20 protein-coding genes are annotated in these 25,029 nt (G+C 55.6%); 12 read left to right on the forward strand and 8 right to left on the reverse strand.

Going from position 1 to position 25,029, the window contains the following annotated elements; genetic code table 11:
• Positions 1-99: 99 nt before the first annotated feature.
• On the reverse strand, positions 100-1,506 hold the full coding sequence (gene gltX / locus AUQ41_RS16850) for a glutamate--tRNA ligase (protein ID WP_063089402.1): 1,407 nt from the start codon (positions 1,504-1,506) through the stop codon (positions 100-102).
• A 279-nt stretch (positions 1,507-1,785) separates the two neighbouring features.
• On the opposite strand from gltX, the gene AUQ41_RS16855 reads away from it, so the two are divergent.
• The gene (locus AUQ41_RS16855) at positions 1,786-3,786 is read left to right on the forward strand and encodes a ComEC/Rec2 family competence protein (RefSeq protein WP_232308433.1); all 2,001 of its coding nucleotides are present in this window, start codon (positions 1,786-1,788) and stop codon (positions 3,784-3,786) included.
• Between the two features lie 76 nt (positions 3,787-3,862).
• Here the strand turns inward: AUQ41_RS16855 and lexA are convergent, their stop codons facing one another.
• From lexA to AUQ41_RS16880, 5 genes are all read right to left on the reverse strand, one after another.
• Positions 3,863-4,570 (reverse strand): transcriptional repressor LexA, encoded by a 708-nt coding sequence (gene lexA / locus AUQ41_RS16860; protein ID WP_008891187.1) that lies wholly within the window; start codon positions 4,568-4,570, stop codon positions 3,863-3,865.
• 162 nt (positions 4,571-4,732) lie between these two features.
• A complete protein-coding gene (gene moaC, locus AUQ41_RS16865; RefSeq protein ID WP_063089404.1) occupies positions 4,733-5,212 on the reverse strand; it encodes a cyclic pyranopterin monophosphate synthase MoaC in 480 nt (159 codons plus the stop codon).
• A gap of 19 nt (positions 5,213-5,231) precedes the next feature.
• Positions 5,232-6,029 carry an indole-3-glycerol phosphate synthase TrpC gene (gene trpC, locus AUQ41_RS16870; RefSeq protein ID WP_063089405.1) on the reverse strand — a complete coding sequence of 266 codons (798 nt, stop codon included), beginning with the start codon at positions 6,027-6,029 and terminating at the stop codon, positions 5,232-5,234.
• Positions 6,026-7,060, reverse strand: coding sequence for an anthranilate phosphoribosyltransferase (gene trpD, locus AUQ41_RS16875; RefSeq protein ID WP_063090096.1), 1,035 nt, complete (start codon positions 7,058-7,060; stop codon positions 6,026-6,028). Before trpD ends, trpC begins: the two co-directional genes overlap by 4 nt.
• A 32-nt stretch (positions 7,061-7,092) precedes the next feature.
• Positions 7,093-7,665: an aminodeoxychorismate/anthranilate synthase component II gene (locus AUQ41_RS16880; protein WP_008891183.1), complete on the reverse strand. Its 573-nt coding sequence runs from the start codon at positions 7,663-7,665 to the stop codon at positions 7,093-7,095.
• Between the two features lie 270 nt (positions 7,666-7,935).
• On the opposite strand from AUQ41_RS16880, the gene AUQ41_RS16885 reads away from it, so the two are divergent.
• Complete coding sequence (locus tag AUQ41_RS16885) at positions 7,936-9,159, forward strand: divergent polysaccharide deacetylase family protein (RefSeq protein ID WP_063089406.1); 1,224 nt, start codon at positions 7,936-7,938, stop codon at positions 9,157-9,159.
• 69 nt (positions 9,160-9,228) lie between these two features.
• On the opposite strand, the gene trpE is transcribed toward AUQ41_RS16885, so the two are convergent.
• Positions 9,229-10,728: an anthranilate synthase component I gene (gene trpE / locus AUQ41_RS16890; RefSeq protein ID WP_063089407.1), complete on the reverse strand. Its 1,500-nt coding sequence runs from the start codon at positions 10,726-10,728 to the stop codon at positions 9,229-9,231.
• A 94-nt stretch (positions 10,729-10,822) separates the two neighbouring features.
• A complete protein-coding gene (locus AUQ41_RS16895) occupies positions 10,823-12,718 on the reverse strand; it encodes a peptidyl-prolyl cis-trans isomerase (RefSeq protein ID WP_063089408.1) in 1,896 nt (631 codons plus the stop codon).
• 350 nt (positions 12,719-13,068) lie between these two features.
• On the opposite strand from AUQ41_RS16895, the gene tpiA reads away from it, so the two are divergent.
• The 10 genes from tpiA to lpdA all read left to right on the forward strand — a co-directional run bounded on the left by tpiA (position 13,069) and on the right by lpdA (position 24,998).
• A complete protein-coding gene (gene tpiA, locus AUQ41_RS16900) occupies positions 13,069-13,824 on the forward strand; it encodes a triose-phosphate isomerase (RefSeq protein WP_063089409.1) in 756 nt (251 codons plus the stop codon).
• A gap of 134 nt (positions 13,825-13,958) precedes the next feature.
• Positions 13,959-14,300: a preprotein translocase subunit SecG gene (gene secG, locus AUQ41_RS16905; protein ID WP_008891176.1), complete on the forward strand. Its 342-nt coding sequence runs from the start codon at positions 13,959-13,961 to the stop codon at positions 14,298-14,300.
• A 126-nt stretch (positions 14,301-14,426) separates the two neighbouring features.
• On the forward strand, positions 14,427-16,055 hold the full coding sequence (locus AUQ41_RS16910) for a CTP synthase (RefSeq protein WP_008891175.1): 1,629 nt from the start codon (positions 14,427-14,429) through the stop codon (positions 16,053-16,055).
• A gap of 58 nt (positions 16,056-16,113) precedes the next feature.
• On the forward strand, positions 16,114-16,971 hold the full coding sequence (kdsA, locus tag AUQ41_RS16915; protein WP_008891174.1) for a 3-deoxy-8-phosphooctulonate synthase: 858 nt from the start codon (positions 16,114-16,116) through the stop codon (positions 16,969-16,971).
• 104 nt (positions 16,972-17,075) lie between these two features.
• The gene (gene eno / locus AUQ41_RS16920; protein WP_008891173.1) at positions 17,076-18,347 is read left to right on the forward strand and encodes a phosphopyruvate hydratase; all 1,272 of its coding nucleotides are present in this window, start codon (positions 17,076-17,078) and stop codon (positions 18,345-18,347) included.
• Between the two features lie 316 nt (positions 18,348-18,663).
• A complete protein-coding gene (locus AUQ41_RS16925; protein ID WP_008891172.1) occupies positions 18,664-19,023 on the forward strand; it encodes a septum formation initiator family protein in 360 nt (119 codons plus the stop codon).
• A 558-nt stretch (positions 19,024-19,581) separates the two neighbouring features.
• The gene (pdhA, locus tag AUQ41_RS16930; RefSeq protein WP_008891171.1) at positions 19,582-20,595 is read left to right on the forward strand and encodes a pyruvate dehydrogenase (acetyl-transferring) E1 component subunit alpha; all 1,014 of its coding nucleotides are present in this window, start codon (positions 19,582-19,584) and stop codon (positions 20,593-20,595) included.
• 53 nt (positions 20,596-20,648) lie between these two features.
• On the forward strand, positions 20,649-22,103 hold the full coding sequence (locus tag AUQ41_RS16935) for a pyruvate dehydrogenase complex E1 component subunit beta (protein ID WP_008891170.1): 1,455 nt from the start codon (positions 20,649-20,651) through the stop codon (positions 22,101-22,103).
• A 64-nt stretch (positions 22,104-22,167) separates the two neighbouring features.
• Positions 22,168-23,505: a pyruvate dehydrogenase complex dihydrolipoamide acetyltransferase gene (locus tag AUQ41_RS16940; protein WP_063089410.1), complete on the forward strand. Its 1,338-nt coding sequence runs from the start codon at positions 22,168-22,170 to the stop codon at positions 23,503-23,505.
• A gap of 95 nt (positions 23,506-23,600) precedes the next feature.
• Entirely contained in the window at positions 23,601-24,998 is a 1,398-nt protein-coding gene (lpdA, locus tag AUQ41_RS16945; RefSeq protein WP_008891168.1) for a dihydrolipoyl dehydrogenase, read from the forward strand.
• Positions 24,999-25,029: the final 31 nt, after the last annotated feature.

The raw sequence follows: 25,029 nt of genomic DNA on the forward strand, positions 1-25,029 counted from the left end.
CTTCCCTGTTTGAACGAACACGGTTTCAAGTTGTGTGCAGCATAATGCTGCGGCGCACAAAGCGCAAACGGGTTATTAGTTTTTCTTAATTCGCTGTTGTTATGCATCAAAATGGCGAATGCGTTTCAGCGTTTGGGTTTTGCCAAGCACAATCATTACTTCGAAAATGCCTGGTGAAGAGTTGGAGCCTGTAAGCACCGCCCGCAAGGGCTGCGCAACTTTGCCAAGCTTTAACTCAAACTTATCGGCAATGGCGCGAACACTTGCGTCAACGTCCTCTTCGGTCCAGCTATCAAGCGCTTCAAGACTGTTGGCCAGTTCCTTGAACAGACCTTCAGGTGCACCATCAATCAGGGACTGGGCTTTCTCGTTAACGGACGTAATGCCATCGGTAACGTAGAAAGCCGAAGAGTCGGCGAGCTCGATAAGAGTCTTGGCCCTTTCTTTAAGGCCTGCCATGCCGTTGATCAAGATTTCTTTTTGCGATGCATCAAGCGCATCGACGCCAATTTGCTTGGCAATCAGCGGCGAAATCTCGTCTGCAAGGCGTTTGTCATCGGCCTGACGCAGGTAGATGCCATTGAGGTTGGTCAGCTTTGCAAAATCAAAGCGCGCAGCCCCTTTGCCGACATCGGTGATGTCAAACCACTCAATCGCCTGTTCGGTCGAAATGACCTCATCATCACCATGGCCCCAGCCAAGACGCAGAAGATAGTTGTTCAATGCCTCGGGCAAGAAGCCCATTTCATCGCGATAGGCATCAACACCCAGCGCACCATGGCGTTTTGACAGCTTGGCGCCATCCGGACCATGGATCAGCGGGATATGCGCAAAGGTCGGGACATCCCAGCCCATGGCATCATAAATGACTTTCTGACGGAATGCGTTGGTCAGGTGGTCGTCACCACGAATGACGTTGGTAACACCCATGTCATGGTCATCAACCACGACCGAAAGCATGTAGGTGGGCGTTCCGTCGCCGCGCAGGATGACATAATCGTCAAGCTGCTCGTTTCCGACGCGAACTTCGCCCTGCACTTGATCATTGATCACGGCATCGCCTTCCTGCGGTGCCTTGACGCGGACAACAGGTTTGACACCTTCCGGTGCCTCGGACGGATCGCGATCACGCCAGGTGCCGTCATATTTCATCGGACGGCCTTCTGCGCGGGCTTTCTCGCGCATGGCCGTCAGCTCCTCGGGGGAGCAATAGCAATAATACGCTTTCCCGGCATCAAGAAGCTGTTGGGCGACTTCTGCATGGCGGTCGCGACGGGCAAACTGGAAAGTCGGCTCTTCGTCTGCGGTCAGGCCAAGCCAGTTCAAGCCGTCAAAAATGGCGTCTACGGCCTCGGGCGTTGAACGTTCACGATCGGTATCCTCGATCCGGAGCAAGAACTTGCCACCGGTATGTTTGGCATAAAGCCAGTTATAAAGTGCGGTGCGTGCTCCGCCGATATGCAGAAACCCGGTCGGAGACGGGGCAAAACGGGTAACAACCGTCATTCAATCTATCCGTTATTTGGATGTTGTCGCTTGTCCTGAGGACTTTTGGCGTGCAGGCTATAGCACAAATGACACGCTGTTGCACCACAGCGGATGTTAGATAGAAACTATGCGGCAGGCGGGCTATTGGACATTCGTCGTACGGCGACAGGTAAAGTTAAATTAAAACAATTGTTTGTGGGTGTTTTCTCGCAAATTAATTTTGTTGTAACAAGCCAAAGAAATAAATGGTTTCTGTCCTCGGTTATCTTCTTTGGGTTGGGCTGTGCCGGGTATTTCTTGCTCCCTGCGCGTATCGGGCTTGGTCAAATTGCTCTGGCGGTGATTCTGCTGTGCTGCGGTTTCTGGATGTCGCGGCGACTTGCCACCCTGGCCTTCGCGTTTCAATTGCTTGCCAGTCTGGCGTTCGGGGCTTTGACAAGTGCCATCCATACCGAACTTGGCCCGGATAATATCCCGACAAAAACGCTTTATGCGACCGAAGTCACCGGTACCATCATCGGGTTGGAGCCGCGTAACGGGCGAATTCGTGCAACAGTTCAGCCATCCGAAATTACCGGGATTTCCGCTGACCGCTTGGACTGGAATGTCAGGCTCAGTTTTCTGGGCGACAGCGATCTTGCAATTGGCGATCAGGTGCGGGCAAAGGCGCGCCTTTTTCCGTTGCGCCCGCCCGCTGTGCCCGGTGATCCGGATTTCGCGCGCAATCTTTATTTCAGCAATATTGGCGCGTCCGGTTTTGTGTTTGGCCGTCAGTTCGAAATTCTTCAAAACGATAAATATATCAAAAACAATGATGTGTGGAATGTTATTGAAGCAGCGCGTCAGTATGTGTCCGCAACAATAAGCGACAAAATGACCGGCCCCGAAACCGGCATTGCCAAGGCCCTGATCATTGGCGAACGCGGTGAAGTCACCCCCGATATTGCCGATGATCTTCGCAAATCCGGCCTTGCGCACTTGCTGGCGATTTCGGGCCTTCATATGGGGTTGCTGTGCGGGACGTTGTTTTTCCTGATCCGCTTCGGGTTGGCCGCCATTCCATCAATTGCCTTGCGCTATCCGATCAAGAAATGGGCGGCGATGGCGGCGATGCTGGCAGGCTTGGTTTATCTAGGATTATCCGGGGCGACCATTCCGACCCAGCGCGCCTTTGTCATGTTGCTTGTGGTCTGGCTGGCCTTGCTGCTCGATCGCCGTGCGATATCATTGCGCCTTGTGGGTGTTGCCGCGATCATTGTATTGATCCTTCGGCCTGATGCCGCACTTGGGGCCAGTTTCCAGCTCTCCTTTGCCGCCGTTGGCGCGCTGGTTGCGTTTTATGACGGGCCGGGGCGGCGCTGGCTGGATCGGCAGGGGATGCTGTCCTGGTATGAACGTGCTGGCCTTTATCTTGCCGGGTTGCTGCTGACCAGTCTGATCGTGACGGCGGTGACAGCCCCCATCATCGGCTATCATTTTGGCCGTATTTCAATGCTGGGCGTACTCGCCAATCTGGTCGCCATTCCGGTCATGGCATTCTGGGTGATGCCCTGGATCGTCGTGACGCTGGCGTTGATCCCGATTGGGTTATCGGGGCTCTCACTGGCCGCGATGAAGCCCGGTTTGACGGTGTTGTTGGAAACAGCCGAACTGGTCGCTGCACAGGACTGGGGGCTTTGGTATGTCTCGGGCCTTGATATGCTGGCGGTTGCCTTGGGCCTGTTTGCATTGGCCTGGATCGTTATCTGGCGCGACAAGGTGATGATCGTGCCGGTCCTTCCGCTGATTGTTGCCGCCATCATCTTTCAGGCACTGCACAAAGAACCCGAAATCCTGATATCGGGCGACCGCGAAAGCTGGGCTGTTTACGATCCCGATGCCGGTATCCTGCATACCTCATCGCGGCTGAATGACTTTCAGAAAGGCATCTGGATGAGCCGCTTTGGCATCCGCCCCGAACACGAACAAAGCCGCGTACAGGCCTGCCAGAACGACCCGTGCTCCCTTGGTGTTAGCGCTAACACTCTTCCATCGCGGATCATTGTCGCAAGCCGGATTGCCAATCCGTTTTATGCCTGCCGCAACGCTGATATCATTGTTAGTTTGAAAACAGATCTACCAACCACCTGCCAGGCCTCTGGCGCGCGCACTGTCATTGATGATGACGTTCTGTGGTGGCAGGGCGGTGTTGCGATCAAACTGCCGTCTGAGGCTGGCGAAAAGCCAGAAATCAACACCGTCCGCGCGGAAACCGGCAATTGGCCCTGGATCATCATCGGCGGCAGAGCAGGGCGCTAACAACCTGATCTCACACAAAACAAAAACGCCCGGGTGTGTGCACCGGGCGTTTCTGTTTATAACTTCGCGCAAGCAATCAGTACTGACGCAGCAGCCCGACCAAACGGCCCTGAATGCGCACACGATCTGGCGACAGGGCGCGGGTTTCATAGCGTGCGTTGGCCGGTTCCAGCAGAACTTCACCACGGCCACGTTTCAGGCGCTTAAGCGTGGCTTCGCTGTCATCTACGAGTGCCACCACGATGGTACCGTCATGGGCCTGTTCGCAGCGCTGGATCAGGACGGTGTCGCCATCAAGAATACCAGCATCAATCATCGAATCCCCCGATACTTCAAGGGCATAGTGATCACCGGCACCAAGCAGGGCGGCCGGGACCTGTACCATGGTCGTTTGATCGCGAAGGGCCTCGATCGGTGTACCGGCAGCAATCCGGCCATAGAGCGGCAAACCAACGGATTCTCCGGCCTCCGAGAAGGCGGTTGGCACCGTGGTTGGCCGATGCGCGGCCTTTCGCACACTGGCAAGCGAGGTCACATTGTTTGGCGTTTCCGGGGCGTCATCATCGCTGTTTTCCGGAAGTCTGACGACCTCAAGCGCGCGTGCACGGTGCGCAAGGCGGCGGATAAAGCCGCGTTCCTCAAGGCCTGTGATCAGGCGGTGAATGCCGGATTTGGATTTAAGGTTCAGGGCCTCTTTCATTTCATCGAAAGAGGGCGAAATCCCGTGATCGCGAAGGTAATTGTCTATATAGACCAGCAACTCATATTGCTTGCGCGTCAGCATGTTATTTCCCGAACCTGTAAAAAGAACAAAAAGGATACACAGATGTTCTACTTTAGTTCTTTTCGCGGGTCAAGCAGCTCTGTGCGATTTGACGGAAAAACCGAACAATCGCCGTGATCCTTCAAAAAATATGAATAGTCGGCGGTTTGTGGGGACAGGAAGCTAGTCCGCGATGAAGGTGCCCGATTTGCCACCTTCTTTTCGGGTGACCCGCAAATCGGTAATCCTCATACTTTTATCAACCGCCTTGCACATGTCAAAAACCGTGAGTGCCGCGACCGAGGCAGCAGTCAGGGCTTCCATCTCGACACCGGTCTTGCCGGTTGTCTTGCAGGTGGCAGTGATATCGACCGCATCGACACCCTCGACCAGTTCGAGATCGACAGTGACAGAGGTCAGGGGCAGGGGGTGACAAAGCGGGATCAGATCGGGGGTCTTTTTGGCGCCCATGATCCCGGCAAGCTGGGCGATGCCAAGAACATCGCCCTTTTTATGGCCGCGCGCCGCAATCAGCTTGGCCGTTTCGGAAGACATCAGAACCCGTGCCTTGGCAATGGCGGTGCGTGCAGTTTCTGCCTTGGCCGAAATATCGACCATCACCGCGTTGCCACCGGCATCAATATGGGAAAGCTTGTCTGCCATTGGTTCTGTCCAGTATTGATCAGGCCGCAAGGCCGAGCAGGTTGCGGGTGGCGGTTGCGACGTCGTCCTGGCGCATCAGGCTTTCGCCGATCAGGAAACACTCAGCGCCGACCTTTGCCATGCGGGCAAGGTCGTCCGGGGTAAACAGGCCGCTTTCAGCCACCAGCAACCGATCATCGCCGACCATGCTTGCCAGTTCCTCGGTCGTGGTGAGCGAGATTTCCATGGTCTTGAGGTTGCGGTTATTGATCCCGACCAAACGTGACTTGAGCTTGAGCGCACGTTCGAGTTCCGGGGCGTTATGTACCTCGATCAAAACATCCATGCCAAGGCTGTGTGCGGCATCTTCAAGCTCAGCCGCCAAGCTATCTTCAAGGGCTGCCATGATCAGAAGGATGCAATCCGCACCAAGCGCACGTGCCTCGGTGATCTGATAGGGATCAACCATGAAGTCCTTGCGAAGGGCCGGAAGATCGACCGCCGCACGGGCCGCCACCAGATAGCTGTCATCGCCCTGGAAATAGGGGATGTCGGTCAGAACCGACAGGCAGCTTGCCCCGCCAGCCTTATAGGCCTTGGCGAGTTCCGGCGGATTGAAGTCCGGGCGGATCAGCCCCTTGGACGGGGATGCCTTCTTGATTTCGGCAATCAGGCCATAACGGCCATCGGCAACACTGGTTTCAAGGGCCTTGATAAAACCACGCGGGGCTGATTGCGCCTTTGCCTCGGCCTCGAGGGTGGCAAGCGTCTTGCGCGCCTTGCAGGCCGCGACATGTTCGCGTTTGTCGTTGCAGATTTTGGCTAGTACGTCGCTCACGCCGGGGTTCCTTCGTTGGTGATCTTCACAAGCCCTTTCAGGGTCTCGGCAGCCTTGCCGCTATCAATGGCGTCCGCGGCCTTTTTGATGCCGTCGGCCAGATCGCTGGCAATGCCGGTGACCACAAGAGCCGCGCCGGCATTCATCAGGACGATGTCGCGGTACGGGCTTTTCTTGGCGGCCAGAAGGTCGGTAATCGCCTTGGCATTGACATCGGCATCACCACCCTTGAGGTCGTCAAGCGTTACGGTTTCAAGCCCGAAATCGCCCGGGGTGATTTCAAACGTGGTGACCTTGCCGTTCTTGACCTCGGCAACATAGGTCGGGCCGGTGGTCGAGATTTCATCAAGGCCGCTGTGGCCATGAACAACCCATGCATGCACCGATCCCAGACGGTTCAATACATTGGCAATCGGTTCGACCCACTGTTTGGCAAAGACACCCAGAACCTGACGTTTGGTCTTGGCCGGGTTGGCCAGAGGACCGAGCAGGTTGAAAATCGTGCGCGTGCCCATTTCAACGCGGGTCGGCATGACGTGACGCATCGCCGAATGATGGCGCGTTGCCATCATGAAGCAGAGATTGATGTCGCGAAGCGCCTTTTCCAGAAGCTTCATATCGGCATCAAGATTAACACCAAGCGCCATCAAAACATCGGCAGACCCGGATTTGGACGAAGCCGCACGGTTGCCGTGCTTGGCAACGGTGGCACCCGCGGCGGCCGCAACAATCGCAGCCCCGGTCGAGATGTTATAGGTGCCGCTGCCATCACCGCCGGTGCCGCAGGTATCGACCGCATTTTCCGGGGCAATGATGCCGGTTGCCTTTTCACGCATGACACGGGCGGCACCGGTGATTTCATCAACGGTTTCGCCACGAATGCGCAAGCCCATCAGGAAAGCCCCCATCTGAGATGGTGTCGCCTGACCGGACATCAGCACATTAAAGGCCGCCTCGGCCGCGCTTTCGGTCAGTTTTTCGCCATCCGCGACTTTGGCCAGAATTGGCTTCAGATCATGATCAGTCGACATCGGGTCTTCCTTGGTTTGCGGTCCGGTGCGCATTACGCACCGGTATAGTCGATAAAATTCTTAAGCAGGGCGTGGCCATGTTCCGAAGCGATGCTTTCGGGGTGGAACTGGACACCATGAATTTGATGGGTTTTGTGACGCACGCCCATAATAAGACCATCTCCGCTTTCGGCCGTTATTTCAAGGCTGTCGGGCAAAGTTTCGCGTTCAATCACCAGCGAGTGATAGCGGGTGGCCTCAAACGGGCTGGGAAGGCCTTTAAAAACGCTGGTGCCGGAATGCTTCATCGCATCGGTTTTGCCATGCATGCATTCGGGCGCACGGATCACCTTGCCGCCAAAGGCCTGACCGATCGATTGATGACCAAGACAGACGCCAAGCAGCTTGACCTTGCCCGCGGCGGCCTTGATCAGATCAAGGCAGATACCGGCGCGTTCCGGATCGCAAGGACCGGGTGAAATCACAATGCCTTCAGGATTGAGCGCCATGGCCGCATCCACAGTAATCTCATCATTGCGCCGCACTTCGACCTCGGGGCCGAGTTCGCGCAGATAGTGCCACAGATTGAATGTGAAACTGTCGTAATTGTCGATGAGGAGATACATCGGAGGAAAGGCCTGTGCACATTAAAGTTGCCAGAGAATAAACGCCATTGTCGCTACGTCAAGCAGAAGCAGAGCAAGGGTTTTTCGCGATCTAAATGCACGTTGGTGCTCAGTCGTTAATGTTCTTTAACCGGGTGCTAACCAGAGGCGTTTTAAAAACGTGAAAACACAAACCGACTTGATCGGTATATAATCACCATATGGGAAGGGGCCGAACCGTGTGTTTGGCCGCTACGAGCATCCCAGCAAACGAATACTGGAGACCACAGCGTGGCACGCCGGGCAACCCGGGCACCGACCGCCAAACGTAAGAAGGCGGCACCCAAGAAATCCACTCGTAAAAAGACCGCCCCGAAAAAGAAATCGGGTGGCATTGGTCGCCTGATGCTGGGCGGGGCCTTTGTTGCGGGTACGCTGTCGGCCATTATTGCCGTTGGCAGCATGCTTGAACTTGATCGTGCGTCGGATGAATTTGGCCGCGCAGCGGATCAAAGCGCGCCGAATTATGCCCTGGCCGAGCCGGAACCGACCCCGAAGCTTCGCAAGGATTACAAGCTTTCGGAAAATGCCAATGTTTCCGAGCGTGGACGCACCGGATATCTGGTCGGTGAAAACAGTGAAACCACCCGATCCACCGGACAAGGCGGGCAGGGACTGACGGACTTTGTGCCGGCACCGGCCGCACGCAAACCGGACCAGGGCGGGGAGATCCTTCCGGGTGATAGTGGCAATGATGTTCCGGTTGCAACCGTTGGCCCGACAAATCAGCCGTGGCAGAAATATGCCGCGCTGACACAGGATACTGGCGACAAGCCGGTGATTGCGATTGTGATTGATGATGCCGGCCTTGATCAGCCGCGCACCGCCAAGACGGTCGATCTGCCGGGGCCGATCACGATTTCCTATCTGCCCTATGCCCGTGATTTGCAGGCGCAGGTCAATGCAGCGCGCAAGGCCGGTCATGAAGTGATGTTGCATATGCCGATGGAGCCGTCATCTGCATCGGTTGATCCGGGGCCGCATGCGTTGCTGGCAAGCTATGACCGCCAGACCATCCTGAACGAGATGTCCTGGATGCTGGATCGCTTTGATGGCTATGTCGGTGTGAACAATCACATGGGCAGCAAGTTTACCGCCGATCCCGAACGTATGCTTGTTGTCATGGAAGTCATGAAGTCACGCGGCCTGATGTTCCTTGATAGCCGGACTAGCGCAGACTCGGTCGGTTATTCCACGGCCAGCAGCTTTGGCGTCCCGGCAATTACGCGTGATATCTTTATTGATGATGCCGATGATGCGGCCAAGATCGCCGATATGTTGGCCCGTACCGAAAATGTCGCCCGCAAACAGGGCTTTGCGATTGCGATCGGCCATCCGCGCGATCTGACGATCGGGGCGCTTCACAAATGGATCCCCGAAATTCAGGCCAAGGGCTTTGTGCTTGTGCCGATTACAGATGTGCTGCGCCGGTCGATGCAAAGTGTGACCGGCTAGGTTTCGCTGACGGACATGAAAAAAGGGCTGCAGGATGACTGCAGCCCTTTTTGTTTGTGCGATACCGGATCAGGCGAAGCGATGGGCTTCGCGGGCGGCTGCCATCAGGGCGTCGGCTTTGTTCTGGCATTCCTTGTGTTCAAGTTCCGGTTTGCTGTCGACGACGACACCGGCACCGGCCTGAATGTGGATTTTCTCGTCCTTGATGACGGCGGTGCGGAGCGCAATGCAGGTATCCATCGAACCGTCGGCCGAGATATAGCCGATACAGCCGGCATAGATGCCACGACGCACCGATTCCAGTTCATCAATGATTTCCATGGCACGAACTTTTGGGGCACCTGATACGGTTCCGGCGGGGAAGCCGGCCTTGAGTGCGTCCATGGCGTCGTATTTGGTTTCGTCGATCTGGCCGACGACGTTTGAGACGATATGCATGACGTGGGAATAGTATTCGATCTGTTCGCGGTCGGTGACGCGCACGGTGCCCGGTTTTGAAACACGCCCGACATCATTGCGGCCAAGATCGAGCAGCATCAGATGTTCTGAGCGTTCCTTAGGATCGTCGAGCAGGTCTTGCGCCATGACTTTGTCGTCGTCGGGCGTTTTACCGCGGCGACGGGTTCCGGCAATCGGGCGAATGGTGACTTCGCCATCACGCAGCCGCACCAGGATTTCCGGGCTGGCCCCGACGACCTGAAATCCGCCGATATCGAGATAGAACATGAAGGGTGACGGATTGATACGACGCAATGCCCGGTAAAAGGCAAAGGGCGGGAGCTGATAGGGCAGCGTGTAGCGCTGCGACAGGACCACCTGAAAGATGTCGCCCGCGCGGATATAATCCTTGGCCTTTTCGACCATGTCATGGAATCCGGCCTCGGTGACGCTGACCTTTGGTTCGGGCAGGGTATCGGGCACGGATTTGGAGCGGCGGTCGATAAACAGGTTGCGCTGGAACTGCTGGACCACGTCATTGAGCCGCGCGCAGGCCAGATCATAGGCCGCATCAGCCGAAATGCCGCTTTCCGGGCGCACCGGGGTTACGACGGTCACCGTGTCTTCGATGGTATCAAAACTTGCCGTGACGGTCGGGCGGATGAAAATGCCATCAGGCACATCAAGCTCGTCCTTGTTGCTGTCAGGCAGCTTTTCCATCAGACGCACAGTGTCATAGCCCATATAGCCGACCAGACCGGCACTCATGGGGGGCAGATTGTCAGGCAGTTCGATATGGCTTTCGGCGATCAGTTTCTTGAGGCTGTCAAGCGGGGCGTCAGGCTCGGCGACAAAGGCATCGGCATCGGCCATCACACGGCGATTGAGTTCGGCCTTGTTGCCAAAGCAGCGCCAGATCAGGTCGGGTTTGAGACCGAGGAAGGAATAACGTCCGCGGACCGATCCGCCTTCAACAGATTCAAGCAAATAGGTGTTTGGCATGCCTTCGGCGATCTTGAGAAAGGCCGAGACCGGCGTATCAAGATCGGCGGTCAACGAGGTCCAGAGAACCTGTGAAATGCCATTGTCGTAGTTTTGCTTGAAACTGGTGAAATCCGGTTTGATTTCCATGATCTGTCCGATGGTTGGGCTTGGTCGGTTTGGCGATGGCGTCTGTGAGATAGAAAAAGGGCGACCGGATTTTCCGGTCGCCCCTGGATGCGTATCAGTTTGCAGCGGTCGGCTGATAAAGCTCGTTGATCACGCTGTTATTGACGCTGACCGAGATTTCCTCGTTCAGGTAGTTGAGATACTGCGCAAGGATGTCTTCGTTAAGGGCTTCCTTGAGCTCGTCATTTACCGGTGCGGCATCGGCGGTGTTGATGTCGGCGGCCTGAATTTCATCAAGCTTGACGATCATGACGTCTTCGCCGGTCTGGACGGCTTTGGCCTTGCCGTCTTCAAGGGTGAAGAGGGCAGCGGCAACCGCCGGGTTGACGTCATCTGCAAGACCACGGCCGGTACGGCGGGTCAGGCCGGTTTCACGAACGTCTGCGCCATCTTCGGAGGCGAGGGTTGCGAGATCAGCACCGGACGTATTGATGTTGCCAGCCAGTTCTTCGGCCTTTTCCATCATCAGGCGTTGGCGTTCTTCGGCGGTCCATGCGGCAACAACTTCGTCGCGGACTTCGTCAAACGGACGCAGGGCCGACGGGGTTACGTTTTCAACACGAACGACATAACGCGTGCCCGAAGCGGTTTCTTCAAGGAAGCTTTCCTCGCCGTTTTCGAGCTCGAAGATTTTGGCGTTGATTTCGTCTGCGCCGTCAACGTTCTGACCTGCAAGGCCTTCGCCACGGACAACACCGTCAAGCTTGTAGGTCTTTGCGCCAACATCGCGTGCGGCGTCTTCGATCGGGGTGCCGGCACCGAGTTCTTCGTCAAAGGTGGCCGCCAGATCATAGATGGCGTCTTCGGCTTTGAACTGTTTGAGGCCGTCAACAATGATGTCGCGGACTTCATCAAGGCTTTGGGTGCTGCCCGGGGTGATCGACGGAACACGGATGATGTGCCAGCCAAGGGCGGTTTCAACCGGCTCGGAGATGCCGCCTTCGTCAAGCGAGAAGGTCGCATCGCGGAGATCGGGCAGGATGTCGTTCGCCGTGAACTGGCCAAGTTTGACCATGGCTTCGTCCATGTTCGCGTCTTCTTTGGCAACCGTCATGAAGTCTGCACCTTCGGTCAGCCGCTTATAGGCTTCACGGGCGGTCTGTTCTTCGTTCGGCGAAAACAGGATTTGTTCGACGGTGCGTTTTTCCGGGGTCTGGAATTCCGGTTCGCGTTGTGCATAGGCGTCGGCGATTTCTTCGTCGGTTACGGTGACGGTCGAAATCAGGTCAGCGGCACTCAGCGTTGCAAGGGTGACATTGCGGCTTTCCGGTGCGGTGAACTGGGCCGCGTTTTCTTCGTGATAGGCACGAAGGGTCGCGTCATCAGCCGGTTCGATGTCGGAAAACGCATCCTTGTTCAGCGTAAAGAACGAACCGCTGCGCTGTTCATTGCGGTAAGCGACGATCTGACGCGCCATGATGTCTGGGACCGTTGCCGGGTTGGTCAGGCTGCTGACAACCTGCTGGCTCATCATGTCGCCGCGCACACCGTTGATGAATTCGTTTTCGGTGTAGCCAGCCTGATACAGGGCCTGCAGGAAGCGATCACGGCTGAACTGGCCGGTGGTCGGGTCCTTGAAGCTGTCAGACGAGAAGATCTGATCACGGACGGCTTCGTCGCTGATGCCGATACCGATGTTTTTGGCATCTTCACGCAGGATCTTCTGAGATACAAGCGACTGCACCGTATTGTTCAGAAGGCCCATCTGAATGGCCTGCTGCTGGTTGAAGTTCGGTCCGAACATGTTTTGCATATTCTGCACGCTACGCTGGAAGGCGCGATCCAGTTCGACCGGGGTGATCCGTTGGCTGCCGATTTCGGCAACTTCACGCGAGGTGCCCAGATTGAGCATCGATGCGTTCAGGCCCCAGATCACGAAGCTCAGTGCAATCACGCCAAAGATAATCTTGGCGAAGATTGATTTCGAAAATGTGCGAATGCCAGCAAGCATATGATAAGCCTAACAATCCGTGGTTTGACGCCAAAATCAGGCTTTGACGTCGTTTCATTATGGTCGCCCGGACGACGCGATAGACGAAAAGGCCCGAGCAAATTTGCCGCGCATCTTAATGGCGAGTGTTATCAGCGGCAACAGGCGATTGTATAGAAGATGACTGCAATCACATCCTAAATACGTGATCGGGCGTTTTCGGGTACTTGGCCCCGCTGGCATGGCATGCTAAAACCCGCGTCGAAACAGGTCCTGTAACAAATCGTATCAACCGCAAACCGGTTGTTAAGGTCTTGAAACAAGGACACTACACAGACAAATGTGAACCTGATCAGCACGAGGTAGCTCCCATGACCCAACGCCGTCCCCTGATTGCCGGAAACTGGAAAATGAACTGTTTGCGTGCAGACGGTCTTGCGCTGGCATCAAGCCTGGCGGCAAAGGCATCTGAAAAAGGGGCGCTTGGTTGCGATATTCTTGTTTGTCCGCCGGCAACGCTTTTGTCCGAGGCAGTTGGTGTGACCAGGGGAAGTGCGGTTGCCGTCGGTGGGCAGGATTGCCATGCGGCGATTTCAGGCGCGCATACCGGTGATCTGGCCGCCCCGATGCTGGCCGATATTGGCGCACAATATGTTCTGGTTGGTCATTCCGAACGCCGTGCCGATCATGGTGAAAGTTCAACCGATATTCGCAAAAAGGCGATTGCGGCCCATGATGCCGGTCTGATCGCGGTGGTTTGCGTTGGCGAGACCGAGGAAGAACGCGATCTTGGTGCAACTTTGCCGGTGGTGAACGGGCAGGTGGCGGTATCGCTTCCCGATGGGGCGACGGCGAAAAACACGGTTGTTGCCTATGAGCCGGTCTGGGCGATTGGCACGGGCCGGACTGCCAGTGTCGAAGAAGTTGCCGAAGTGCATGCTGCGATCCGTGCAGGTCTGATGGCACGGTTTGAGGATGGTGATCAGTTCCGAATTCTGTATGGTGGTTCGGTCAAGCCGTCGAATGCCAAGGAATTGATGGCTGTCGAAGATGTCGATGGTGCACTTGTCGGCGGGGCCAGCCTTAAGGTTGAAGATTTCTGGCAGATTATTGAATCTTGTGCCTGACCGACTGCGGTGCAGATTTTGTTTAATATGGTCTAGCCAACAGCCATAAAACGCGTTAAATACGCATCAAATTTATGCCCGATCCGGGCCGAATTGCGTTTGGATCGGTTGATTAGGACAAGAGTTTCGACACCATGCAAACAGTCATTCTGGTAATCCACCTTCTTCTTGCGCTCGGCTTGATCGCTGTGATTCTCGTGCAGCGCAGCGAGGGCGGTGGGCTTGGTATCGGCGGTAACAGCGGCGGCGGAGGCGGCGGCGGTGGTTTCGGCGTGATGAGCTCACGCGGCGCTGCGAACCTGCTGACCCGTACTACTGCTATTCTGGCAGGCGCATTCATGATCACCAGCATCATTCTTGCCCTTCAGTCGAATACCCACACCCAGCCGGCTTCGATCCTTGATCAGGCGCCGGAACCGGCCCCCGCGGTCACCGAGCCTGCCGAGGACACCGGTCCCGCGGCTCCGACCCGATAAACAAATTAACCGACGACCTGAGGCGGCAAACTTGCCGCCTCAATTTTTGATTGTTGAATTCCCCGGTTCGTGATGCACTGAATGGCATCGAACCGAGGCTTTGTGCTTTGAGATGAGGCCAAGATAATGACTCGTTTTATCTTTATTACCGGTGGCGTGGTTTCCTCGCTGGGCAAAGGTCTGGCTTCCGCTGCTTTGGGGGCGTCCCTGCAGGCACGCGGCTTTACAGTTCGTCTGCGTAAACTTGATCCGTACATCAACGTCGATCCGGGCACCATGAGCCCGTACCAGCATGGCGAATGCTATGTGACCGAAGATGGTGCGGAGACCGACCTTGATCTTGGCCACTATGAACGTTTCACCGGCGTATCATCGCGCCGGTCCGACAACGTCACCACCGGTCGTATCTATTCCAACGTGATCGCGCGTGAACGTCGCGGCGATTATCTTGGCGGGACTGTGCAGGTCATTCCGCACATCACCGATGCGATCAAGGAATTCGTCATGTCGGATGCGACCGAGGATTTTGTCCTGGTCGAAATCGGCGGCACGGTGGGTGACATCGAAAGCCTTCCGTTCCTTGAAGCCATCCGTCAGATGGGCAATGACCTTGGCGATGGCCGGGCCTTGTTCATGCACCTGACGCTTGTTCCTTATATTTCGTCTGCCGGGGAGCTTAAAACCAAGCCGACCCAGCACTCGGTCAAGGAGCTGCAGAGTGTCGGTATTCAGCCAGATATTCTTCTGTGCCGTTGCGATCGCGAAATTCCGATCAATGAACGTCGCAAGATTGCGCGTTTCTGTAACGTCCGTGAAGCGGCGGTTATTCCGGCCTATGACGTTGATAACATCTATCAGGTGCCGATCAGCTACCACCAGTATGGTCTGGATAACGAAGTGCTGTATCACTTCGGCCTGCAGGCGCAGGAACCCGATCTGCAGCCGTGGGAAGATATCTGCAACACCATCCGCAATCCGGAAGGTGAGGTCACCATCGGCATCGTTGGTAAATACATCCAGCTTCCCGATGCCTATAAGTCACTGACCGAAGCACTGACCCATGGTGGTATCGCCAACAAGGTGCGCGTCAAACTGGAATGGATTGCATCTGACGAGCTGGAAAAAGAAGGCAACGTCAACGAAATCCTGTCCAAGCTTGATGCGATCATGGTTCCGGGCGGCTTTGGCGAGCGTGGCACCGAAGGCAAGATTGCCGCGGCCCGCTATGCGCGTGAAAACAAGGTGCCGTATTTCGGGATTTGCTTTGGCATGCAGATGGCGGTTCTGGAAGCGGCCCGTAACCTTGCCGGGCTTAAGGATGCGTCCTCGTCCGAATTTGGTCCGACCAAAACCCCGCTTGTCGGTCTGATGACCGAATGGGCGAAAGATGGTGGCTCGGTCGAGCGTCGTTCTGATGACGATGACCTTGGCGGCACCATGCGTTTGGGTAACTACGAGTGCAAACTTGTTGATGGCACTCGTGCACGCGAGATTTATGGCAGCGAAACCGTTCTTGAACGTCACCGCCATCGGTATGAGGTGAACGTCAACTTCATGGGCCAGCTTGAAGAGAAGGGCCTGAAGTTCTCAGGGCTGTCGCCGGATGGTCGTTTGCCGGAAATCGTCGAATATCCGGATCATCCGTGGTTCATCGGTGTTCAGTTCCACCCGGAACTGCGTTCGCGTCCGCTGGATCCGCATCCGCTGTTTGTTTCCTATATCAAGGCCGCCAAAGAGCGCAGCCGTCTGGTATAAGCCTGGTATCTGAGTGCCAGAACAAACAGCCACAAGTGATCGACAGAAAGTCAGTGCAATGACCGAAATTAAAACCGTCAAAGTCGGCAATATCGAAATCGCCAACGACAAGCCGTTTGCCGTTCTGGCAGGCCCGTGCGCGATCGAAAGCCGTCAGCACGCGCTCGAGATGGCCACAGCCCTTAAGGAACTGTCCGAAGGGCTTGGCATCGGGCTTGTTTATAAAAGCTCGTTTGACAAGGCCAACCGGACCAGCACCACGTCCAAACGTGGTGTCGGCCTTAAGGAAGGTCTCGATATCCTGGCCGAGGTCAAGGAAGTCACTGGGCTTCCGATCGTGACCGACGTGCATTTGCCAGATCAGTGTGCGGCGGTGGCCGAGGTTGCCGATATCCTGCAGATCCCGGCATTCTTGTGCCGTCAGGCCGATCTGTTGCAGGCCGCTGGCAAAACGGGCCGCGCGGTCAATGTCAAAAAGGGTCAGTTCCTGGCACCTTGGGACATGGTCAATGTGGCCAATAACCTGGCTGCGACCGGCAATGAAAACATCATGCTCTGTGACCGTGGGACCAGCTTTGGCTATAACACGCTTGTCACGGACTTCCGCGGACTTCCCACCATGGCCCGTCAGGGCTATCCGGTTGTCTTCGATGCCACCCATTCGGTTCAGCAGCCGGGCGGACAGGGCACCTCGTCAGGTGGCCAGCGCGAATTCGCGCCAGTTCTCGCCCGTGCGGCCGTTGCGGTTGGTATCGCAGCACTGTTTATCGAAACCCACGATAACCCGGCGACGGCCATTTCCGATGGCCCGAACCAAATCCCGTTGAACAAGCTTCCCGAAGTTCTTTCGGTTCTGATGGAACTGGACAAGGTGGCAAAAGCCAATCCGGTTCGTCTGGATATGTTTGACGCGTAAATAACAAATGCCGCCAGCACGTGATTGGCGGCATTCTTTTTTGCTGTAACCTGCATGCCTGATGGTCAGGTATGGTTCCTACCAGTGAGGAGAACGTTTCTGTCATGACCGCTATTATCGATATTCGCGGCCGCGAAATCCTTGACAGCCGTGGTAACCCGACGGTCGAAGTTGATGTCACCCTGGAAAATGGCGCCTTTGGTCGTGCTGCCGTTCCTTCGGGCGCATCCACCGGTGCACACGAAGCCGTCGAACTGCGCGACAAGGAAGACCGTTACCTTGGCAAAGGTGTGACCAAGGCGGTTGCATCCGTAAACGGTGAAATCTTTGAGGCGCTGGCTGGCATGGATGCCGAAGACCAGCTTGCCGTCGACAATGTCATGATCGACCTTGATGGCACCGAAAACAAAGGCCGTCTGGGCGCAAACGCCATTCTGGGCGTGTCGCTGGCGACTGCGAAGGCCGCCGCCGAGGACGCCGGTCTTCCGCTTTATCGTTATGTCGGTGGGTCGTTTGCCCGCACGTTGCCGGTGCCGATGATGAACATCATCAATGGCGGCGAGCATGCCGATAACCCGATCGACGTTCAGGAATTCATGATCATGCCGGTTTCGGCCGAGACGTGCTCGGACGCGATCCGCATGGGTGCGGAAATCTTCCACAACCTGAAAAAGGCGTTGTCGGCAGATGGTTTGAACACCAACGTTGGTGACGAGGGCGGCTTTGCGCCGAACATCGCATCGACCGAGGCTGCGATCAGCTATGTCATGAAGTCGATCGAGGCTGCTGGCTATCGCCCGGAAGAAGACGTTGTACTCGCCCTTGACGCGGCATCGACCGAGTTCTTCAAGGACGGCAAATATGTTCTGGCCGGCGAGGGCAAATCCCTTGATCCGAGCCAGATGGTCAAATACTGGGCCGACCTTGTGGGCAAATACCCGATCTTCTCCATCGAAGACGGCATGGCCGAAGACGATTGGGATGGTTGGGCAGAACTGACAGCCGCCATCGGTGCCAAGACCCAGCTTGTGGGCGATGACCTGTTTGTCACCAACCCGAAACGTCTGGCAGATGGCATCAAAAAGGGTGTTGCCAACTCGATCCTCGTCAAGGTCAACCAGATCGGCACGCTTTCGGAAACGCTGGAAGCCGTCGAAATGGCACACCGTGCCGGGTACACCGCTGTGATGTCGCACCGTTCGGGCGAAACCGAAGATGCGACCATTGCTGATCTGGCGGTTGCCACCAACTGTGGTCAGATCAAAACCGGTTCGCTGTCGCGTTCTGACCGTATGGCAAAATACAATCAGCTGATCCGCATCGAGGAACTTCTTGATGCCGGCGCACACTTCCCGGGTCGTTCGATCCTGAAGTAAGGGCTGCTGATATTTCGACTGCGTAACAGGCCGCTTCCCGATCCGGAGGCGGCCTGTTTTGCTTGTGCGACAAGGGATAAATTCGAATATCAGGATTAGTGAATTGAGCGTAATCGCGCAGCTTTGCGCAGATTGCTTAACTCTATTTTTACCCGAATATGCGCATGGTAACGGGTAATCTTGCCGGTTTTCCCGACTTGTCCGATGGTAAATCATTGTCAGACAAGCGAAATAACGTATGTGGTTTTTACGTTATGCGGCCGGAACGAAGTATTTGGTCATCACGTCGCACAGATGTGCAAGGGGCATAAGGTAAATGTCGTCCAGTTCACCGGTCATTCTTCGCCTGAAACAGGCTGTCGCACCGGTAATCGCATTTACCGTGATGGCGTATTTCATCTTCCATAGCGTCGAAGGCGAACGTGGGCTTTTGAATTACTGGTCGATGCAAGACCGGGTCAGCCAGATCACCCAGGTTCTTGAAGAAACGACCGAGCGTCGCAAGTTGCTTGAACAACATGTGCTTTCGCTGCGTGCCAGCCACCTTGATCCGGATCTGCTTGATGAGCGGGCACGCGCGATGCTGAATGCCGCCCATCCCGACGATGTGATCATCTTCCACCATGATGGTTATAGCGATGTCATCACGGCAGCAGCCGCAGCCGACGCCAACTGAGCCTGATGCCTGCTTTGAGTGGGCGAGGGATCTGGTGCGAAAGAATCCGCTGGCGGCACAATCGTAATTCCCTGCGTAAAATGGCTCTGTACTGTTGACCAGATCACAGTTTGACAGAAATTTTGGGTTGTGAATTGTGTTCAGCAATAATCGCAAACGGGTAAGTCGTTGTTTAAACTGACTTCTGGTTTAGGGCGCTATTTTGCCAAACCGAGTAGAGGTCATTGATATACAATGCATTCTTTCGGTTGTTTTCCGTTTTGCGCTGCTATGCGGTATTATCCCCGCGAAAGCATAGCATTTGTGACGCAGGGGAATGAACGAGTTTTAAAGCAGTCGTCCAAGGTGCTGAAAATCCTGCAACTCTGTAAAAACGTGTAAACTCAAAGATTAACTGAAATCAGGTTTATTTGTGATTGTGCGTTGCAAAACAACAGTTTAATCGAGGTTAGATTGCTTGCCCTTGTGGTCTGTTTTCGGTAGTCATTTCGGTGGTCCAGTACCGAATTAAGCACTCATACATGATGCTTAAGCGATAGCCATCCACCGGGAGGAAACATGGCGACCACACCAAAACGCAAACGCGGCACGACGCGCGCCGACAATCAGGCGAGCAGTGACGATCTCCTCAAATATTACCGTGAAATGCTTCTGATCCGTCGCTTTGAAGAAAAAGCCGGTCAGCTGTATGGCATGGGTCTCATTGGCGGTTTCTGCCACCTTTATATCGGGCAGGAAGCCGTTGTTGTCGGCATGCAGGCCGCCGCATCGAACGAAGATGGTGTTATCACCAGTTATCGCGATCACGGGCATATGCTTGCAACCGGCATGGATGCCGCCGGTGTGATGGCCGAACTGACGGGCCGCGAAGGCGGGTATTCCCGCGGTAAAGGCGGCTCGATGCACATGTTCTCCAAGGAAAAGAATTTCTATGGTGGTCATGGTATCGTGGGTGCGCAGGTTCCGCTCGGAACCGGTATTGCCTTTAGCTACAAATACCGTGGCGAAAACAAGGTTTGCATGACCTATCTGGGTGACGGTGCCGTCAACCAGGGCCAGGTCTATGAAGCATTCAACATGGCAGCCCTTTGGCAGCTTCCGGTGATTTACTGCATCGAGAACAACCAGTATGCGATGGGCACCTCGACCCAGCGTCACTCGTCGAGCCCGGATCTGTATGAACGTGGTAAGGCCTATGGCATTCCCGGTGAACAGGTTGATGGCATGGACGTTCTGGCGGTCAAGGCTGCTGGTGAGCGCGCTGTGGAACATTGCCGTTCAGGCAAGGGGCCTTATATCCTTGAGCTGAAAACCTATCGCTATCGCGGGCATTCCATGTCCGACCCGGCGAAATACCGTACCAAGGACGAGCTCGACAAAATGCGTAAAGAGCACGATCCGATTGATATGGTCAAAAAACTCCTGATCGACGGCGACATCATTGATGAAGCCGGTCTGAAAGACATCGACAAGGAAGTGAAAGCCGAAGTCGCAAAAGCGGCCGAGTTCGCGCAGAACAGCCCGGAACCGGATGTTTCCGAACTGTTTACCGACATTCTGATCGACGCGTGATCGCAAGCTCTGCGAACCGCTTTTGAACGATATTTCCCGGGAGAGAGGGAACAATGCCGATTGAAGTTTTGATGCCGGCCCTGTCGCCGACCATGACCGAAGGCACACTTGCCAAATGGAACGTCAAGGAAGGCGACACTGTCGCATCCGGTGACGTGATCGCAGAAATCGAAACCGACAAAGCCACGATGGAAGTCGAGGCCGTAGACGAGGGCACCATTGGTAAGCTCGTTATCGAAGCCGGTACCGAGAATGTCGCGGTCAATCAGGTGATTGCCTATATCCTTGAAGAAGACGAAGACGCGTCAGCACTTGATAACGTTTCTGCGTCCTCTGAACCCAAGAAAGACGCCGCACCGGCAAAAGAAGAAGAATCTTCCAAGGAAGAATCATCTGACAAAGCACCGGCATCGGCATCTTCGAATGCCGCACCGGTTTCTGCCAGTGGTGCGATTGAACGTTCTGACGCCGAGCCGCGCGCAATGAGCGTGATGAACGCGACCCAGGACGAAAAGACCTATACCAGCTTTAAAACCCAGACCGTTCGTGAAGCCCTGCGTGATGCAATGGCCGAAGAAATGCGTTCTGACGAAAACGTCTTCGTCATGGGTGAAGAAGTTGCGCAGTATCAGGGTGCCTACAAGGTTACCCAGGGTCTTTTGGATGAATTCGGTGACAAGCGCGTGATCGATACTCCGATCACCGAGCACGGTTTCACCGGCCTTGCAACCGGCTCGGCCTTTATGGGCCTTAAGCCGGTTCTGGAATTCATGACCTTTAACTTCGCAATGCAGGCGATTGACCAGATCATCAACTCTGCTGCGAAGACGCTGTATATGTCTGGTGGCCAGCTTGGTTGCCCGATCGTGTTCCGTGGCCCGAACGGTGCCGCATCGCGCGTCGGTGCCCAGCACTCGCAGTGCTATGCATCTTGGTATGCACATTGCCCGGGTCTCAAGGTTGTTGCACCGTGGTCGGCCGCAGACGCCAAAGGCCTTCTGAAGGCGGCAATTCGCGACCCGAACCCGATTGTCTTCCTTGAGAACGAAATCATGTACGGTCAGAGCTTTGAAGTGCCTGACGACGAAGATTTCGTCCTGCCGATTGGTCAGGCCAAGATCGAACGCGAAGGGACCGATGTTACCATCGTTGCTTTCTCGATCATGGTGGGCAAGGCGCTTAAGGCGGCCGAGCAACTGGCAGAGCAGGGCATCTCGGCAGAGGTCATCAACCTGCGCACCATCCGTCCGCTGGATGTGAACACCATCGTGCGTTCGGTCATGAAGACCAACCGTCTGGTGACTGTTGAGGAAGGCTGGCACTTCTCGGGTATTGGTGCGGAAATCGCGTCTGTTGCGATGGAACATGCATTTGATTACCTCGATGCACCGGTTGCCCGTGTAACCGGCGAAGACGTTCCGATGCCGTATGCTGCCAACCTGGAGGCGCTTGCGCTTCCGCAGGACAGCCACATCGTCGCCGCGGCCAAGGCCGTTTGCTATCGCTAAGTAAGACGGACAGGGGCTGGTCGCGGGTTATACCGCGCCGCCCCGTTACCGGGAGAATGCGTTCATGCCTGTAAAAGTATTGATGCCGGCCTTGTCGCCGACCATGACCGAAGGCACCTTGGCGAAATGGCACGTCAAGGAAGGCGACACCGTTGAATCGGGTGACGTCATCGCCGAAATCGAAACCGACAAAGCCACGATGGAAGTCGAAGCCGTCGACGAAGGCAAGATCGGTAAAATTCTTGTTTCCGAAGGCAGCGAAAACGTTGCGGTAAACGAAGTTATCGCGTTGCTGCTTGAGGAAGACGAAGACGAAAGCGCGCTTGAAGGTGCAGACACGTCTGCTGCCAGCACGTCTGGCGGCGGTGAAAGTGCGCCGGCCAAGGACGACGCCAAAGAGGAAAAAGCACCAGCAGCAGCCGAGAAACCGGCTTCTGGTGACGACAAGCCGGCACCGGCAGCCCCGGTTTCCGGTGGCAAGCGCATCAAGGCAAGCCCGCTTGCGCGTCGTATTGCAGCCAACGAAGGTGTCGAGCTTTCTGATGTTTCCGGTTCGGGCCCGCGTGGTCGTATCGTGAAACGCGATATTGAGGCGGCTCTGTCGTCGAAACCGGCCGAAAAATCCGCCGCATCCGAAGACAAGAAATCGGCAGATGCACCGGCAGCAGCAAGTGCACCGGCCGCATCTGGCTGGAACCCGGATCTTACCGGTCTTCCGGAATACGAAGAAATCCCGAACAGCGGCATGCGAAAAACCATCGCGCGTCGCCTGACCGAATCCAAGCAGCAGGTTCCGCACTTCTACCTGACGGTGGATTGCGAACTCGACAATCTGTTGGCCACCCGCAAGCAGCTCAATGAAAAGGCGGGCGAGGGTGTCAAGATTTCGGTCAATGATTTCGTCATCCGTGCGGTTTCGCTGGCGCTGAAAAAGGTTCCGGCTGCGAACTCCATCTGGACCGACAAGGCGACCCTGCAGTGCAAGAAACAGGATATCTCGGTGGCGGTTGCCATCGAAGGTGGCCTGATCACGCCGGTTGTTCGCGATGCCGGTTCGAAAGGCCTTGCTGAAATCTCAGGCGAGATGAAGGCACTGGCTGGCAAGGCACGCGACGGCAAACTGAAGCCGGAAGATTATCAGGGCGGGACCTTCTCGGTCTCCAACCTGGGCATGTTCGGCATCAAGGACTTCTCGGCGATTATCAATCCGCCGCAGGGCTGCATCCTTGCAGTTGGTGCGGGTGAACAGCGCCCGGTCGTCAAGGACGGTGCACTGGCAATCGCCACTGTCATGACCTGCACCCTTTCTGTTGACCATCGCGCGGTCGATGGCGCAGTCGGTGCGGAATTCATGGCCGAATTCAAAAAGCTTATTGAAGATCCGCTGAGCATGTTGCTCTAGGGTCCAAAGTTGCGCGGGGGCTTTAACAAGTCCCCGCAAGCATTTGAATTTAAAAGACCTGTAACCATTAATGGGCAGGCGAAGGAGATCCTACGATGGCGGATAACAATTTCGACGTAATCGTGATTGGCGCAGGCCCGGGTGGTTATGTAACTGCAATCCGTGCGGCCCAGCTTGGCTTGAAAACGGCTGTTGTCGAACGTGAACATGTTGGCGGTATTTGCCTGAACTGGGGCTGCATCCCGACCAAGGCGCTGCTGCGTTCGGCCGAAGTTTATCGCAACATGCACCACGCAAAGGATTATGGTCTTTCATGTGAAAAGCCGTCCTTTGATCTGGATGCGGTGATTCAGCGTTCGCGCGGTGTGTCCAAGCAGCTTGCCGGTGGTGTTGGTCATTTGCTGAAAAAGAACAAGGTGACCGTGATCAACGGTGAAGCCAAGTTCGACGGCCCGAAAAAGATCGTGGTCGAAGGCAAGGACAAGGGCACCTATACCGCGAAGAATTATATCATCGCGACCGGTGCGCGCGCCCGTTCATTGCCGGGTCTTGAGGCCGACGGCAAGGTTGTCTGGGACTACAAAAAGGCGATGACGCCTGACAAGATGCCTAAAAGCCTTGTTGTGGTGGGGTCCGGTGCCATCGGGATCGAGTTTGCCAGCTTCTATCACACCATGGGTGCGGATGTGACCGTGGTGGAAATCATGCCGCAGATCATGCCGGTTGAAGACAAGGAAGTCGCAGGCCTGGCGCAGAAGATGATGACCAAGGACGGGATGAAGATCCTGACCGAAGCCAAGGTCGCGAACCTTAAGCGCAATTCCGATAACGTTGTTGTCACGGTGGAAACCAAGGACGGCAAGAAACAGGAATTGACCGTTGATCGCGTGATTTCGGCTGTTGGTGTGATCGGCAATACCGAAGGTCTTGGTCTTGAAACCACCAAGGTCAAGGTTGATCGCAACGTGATTGATACCGACGAGTATTCGGCAACCGCGGAACCGGGCATCTATGCCATTGGTGACGTTGCCGGGCCGCCGATGCTCGCACACAAGGCCGAGCACGAAGGTGTCATCTGCATTGAAAAGATTGCCGGTGTCAAAGGCGTTCATCCGCTTGATCCGCGCAAGATCCCGGGTTGCACCTATTGCCATCCGCAGGTCGCAAGTGTCGGCCTGACCGAAGCCAAGGCCAAAGATGCCGGTTATGAAGTCAAGGTCGGCAAGTTCCCGTTCATTGGTAATGGCAAGGCGGTCGCCCTTGGCGAGGCCGAAGGTCTGGTCAAGACCGTGTTTGATGCCAAGACCGGTGAATTGCTTGGTGCGCACATGGTTGGTGCGGAAGTGACCGAGCTGATCCAGGGCTTTGTGGTTGCGATGGGTCTTGAAACGACCGAGGAAGATCTGATGCATACGGTCTTCCCGCATCCGACGCTTTCGGAAATGATGCATGAGTCGGTCCTTGACGCCTATGGCCGTGCGATCCACTTCTAGAGCTTGAGATATTGTGTCGTGCCGGGCGGAC

Origin of the sequence: Thalassospira sp. MCCC 1A02898, from assembly GCF_001618185.1 — a bacterium.
Taxonomy (GTDB): domain Bacteria; phylum Pseudomonadota; class Alphaproteobacteria; order Rhodospirillales; family Thalassospiraceae; genus Thalassospira; species Thalassospira tepidiphila.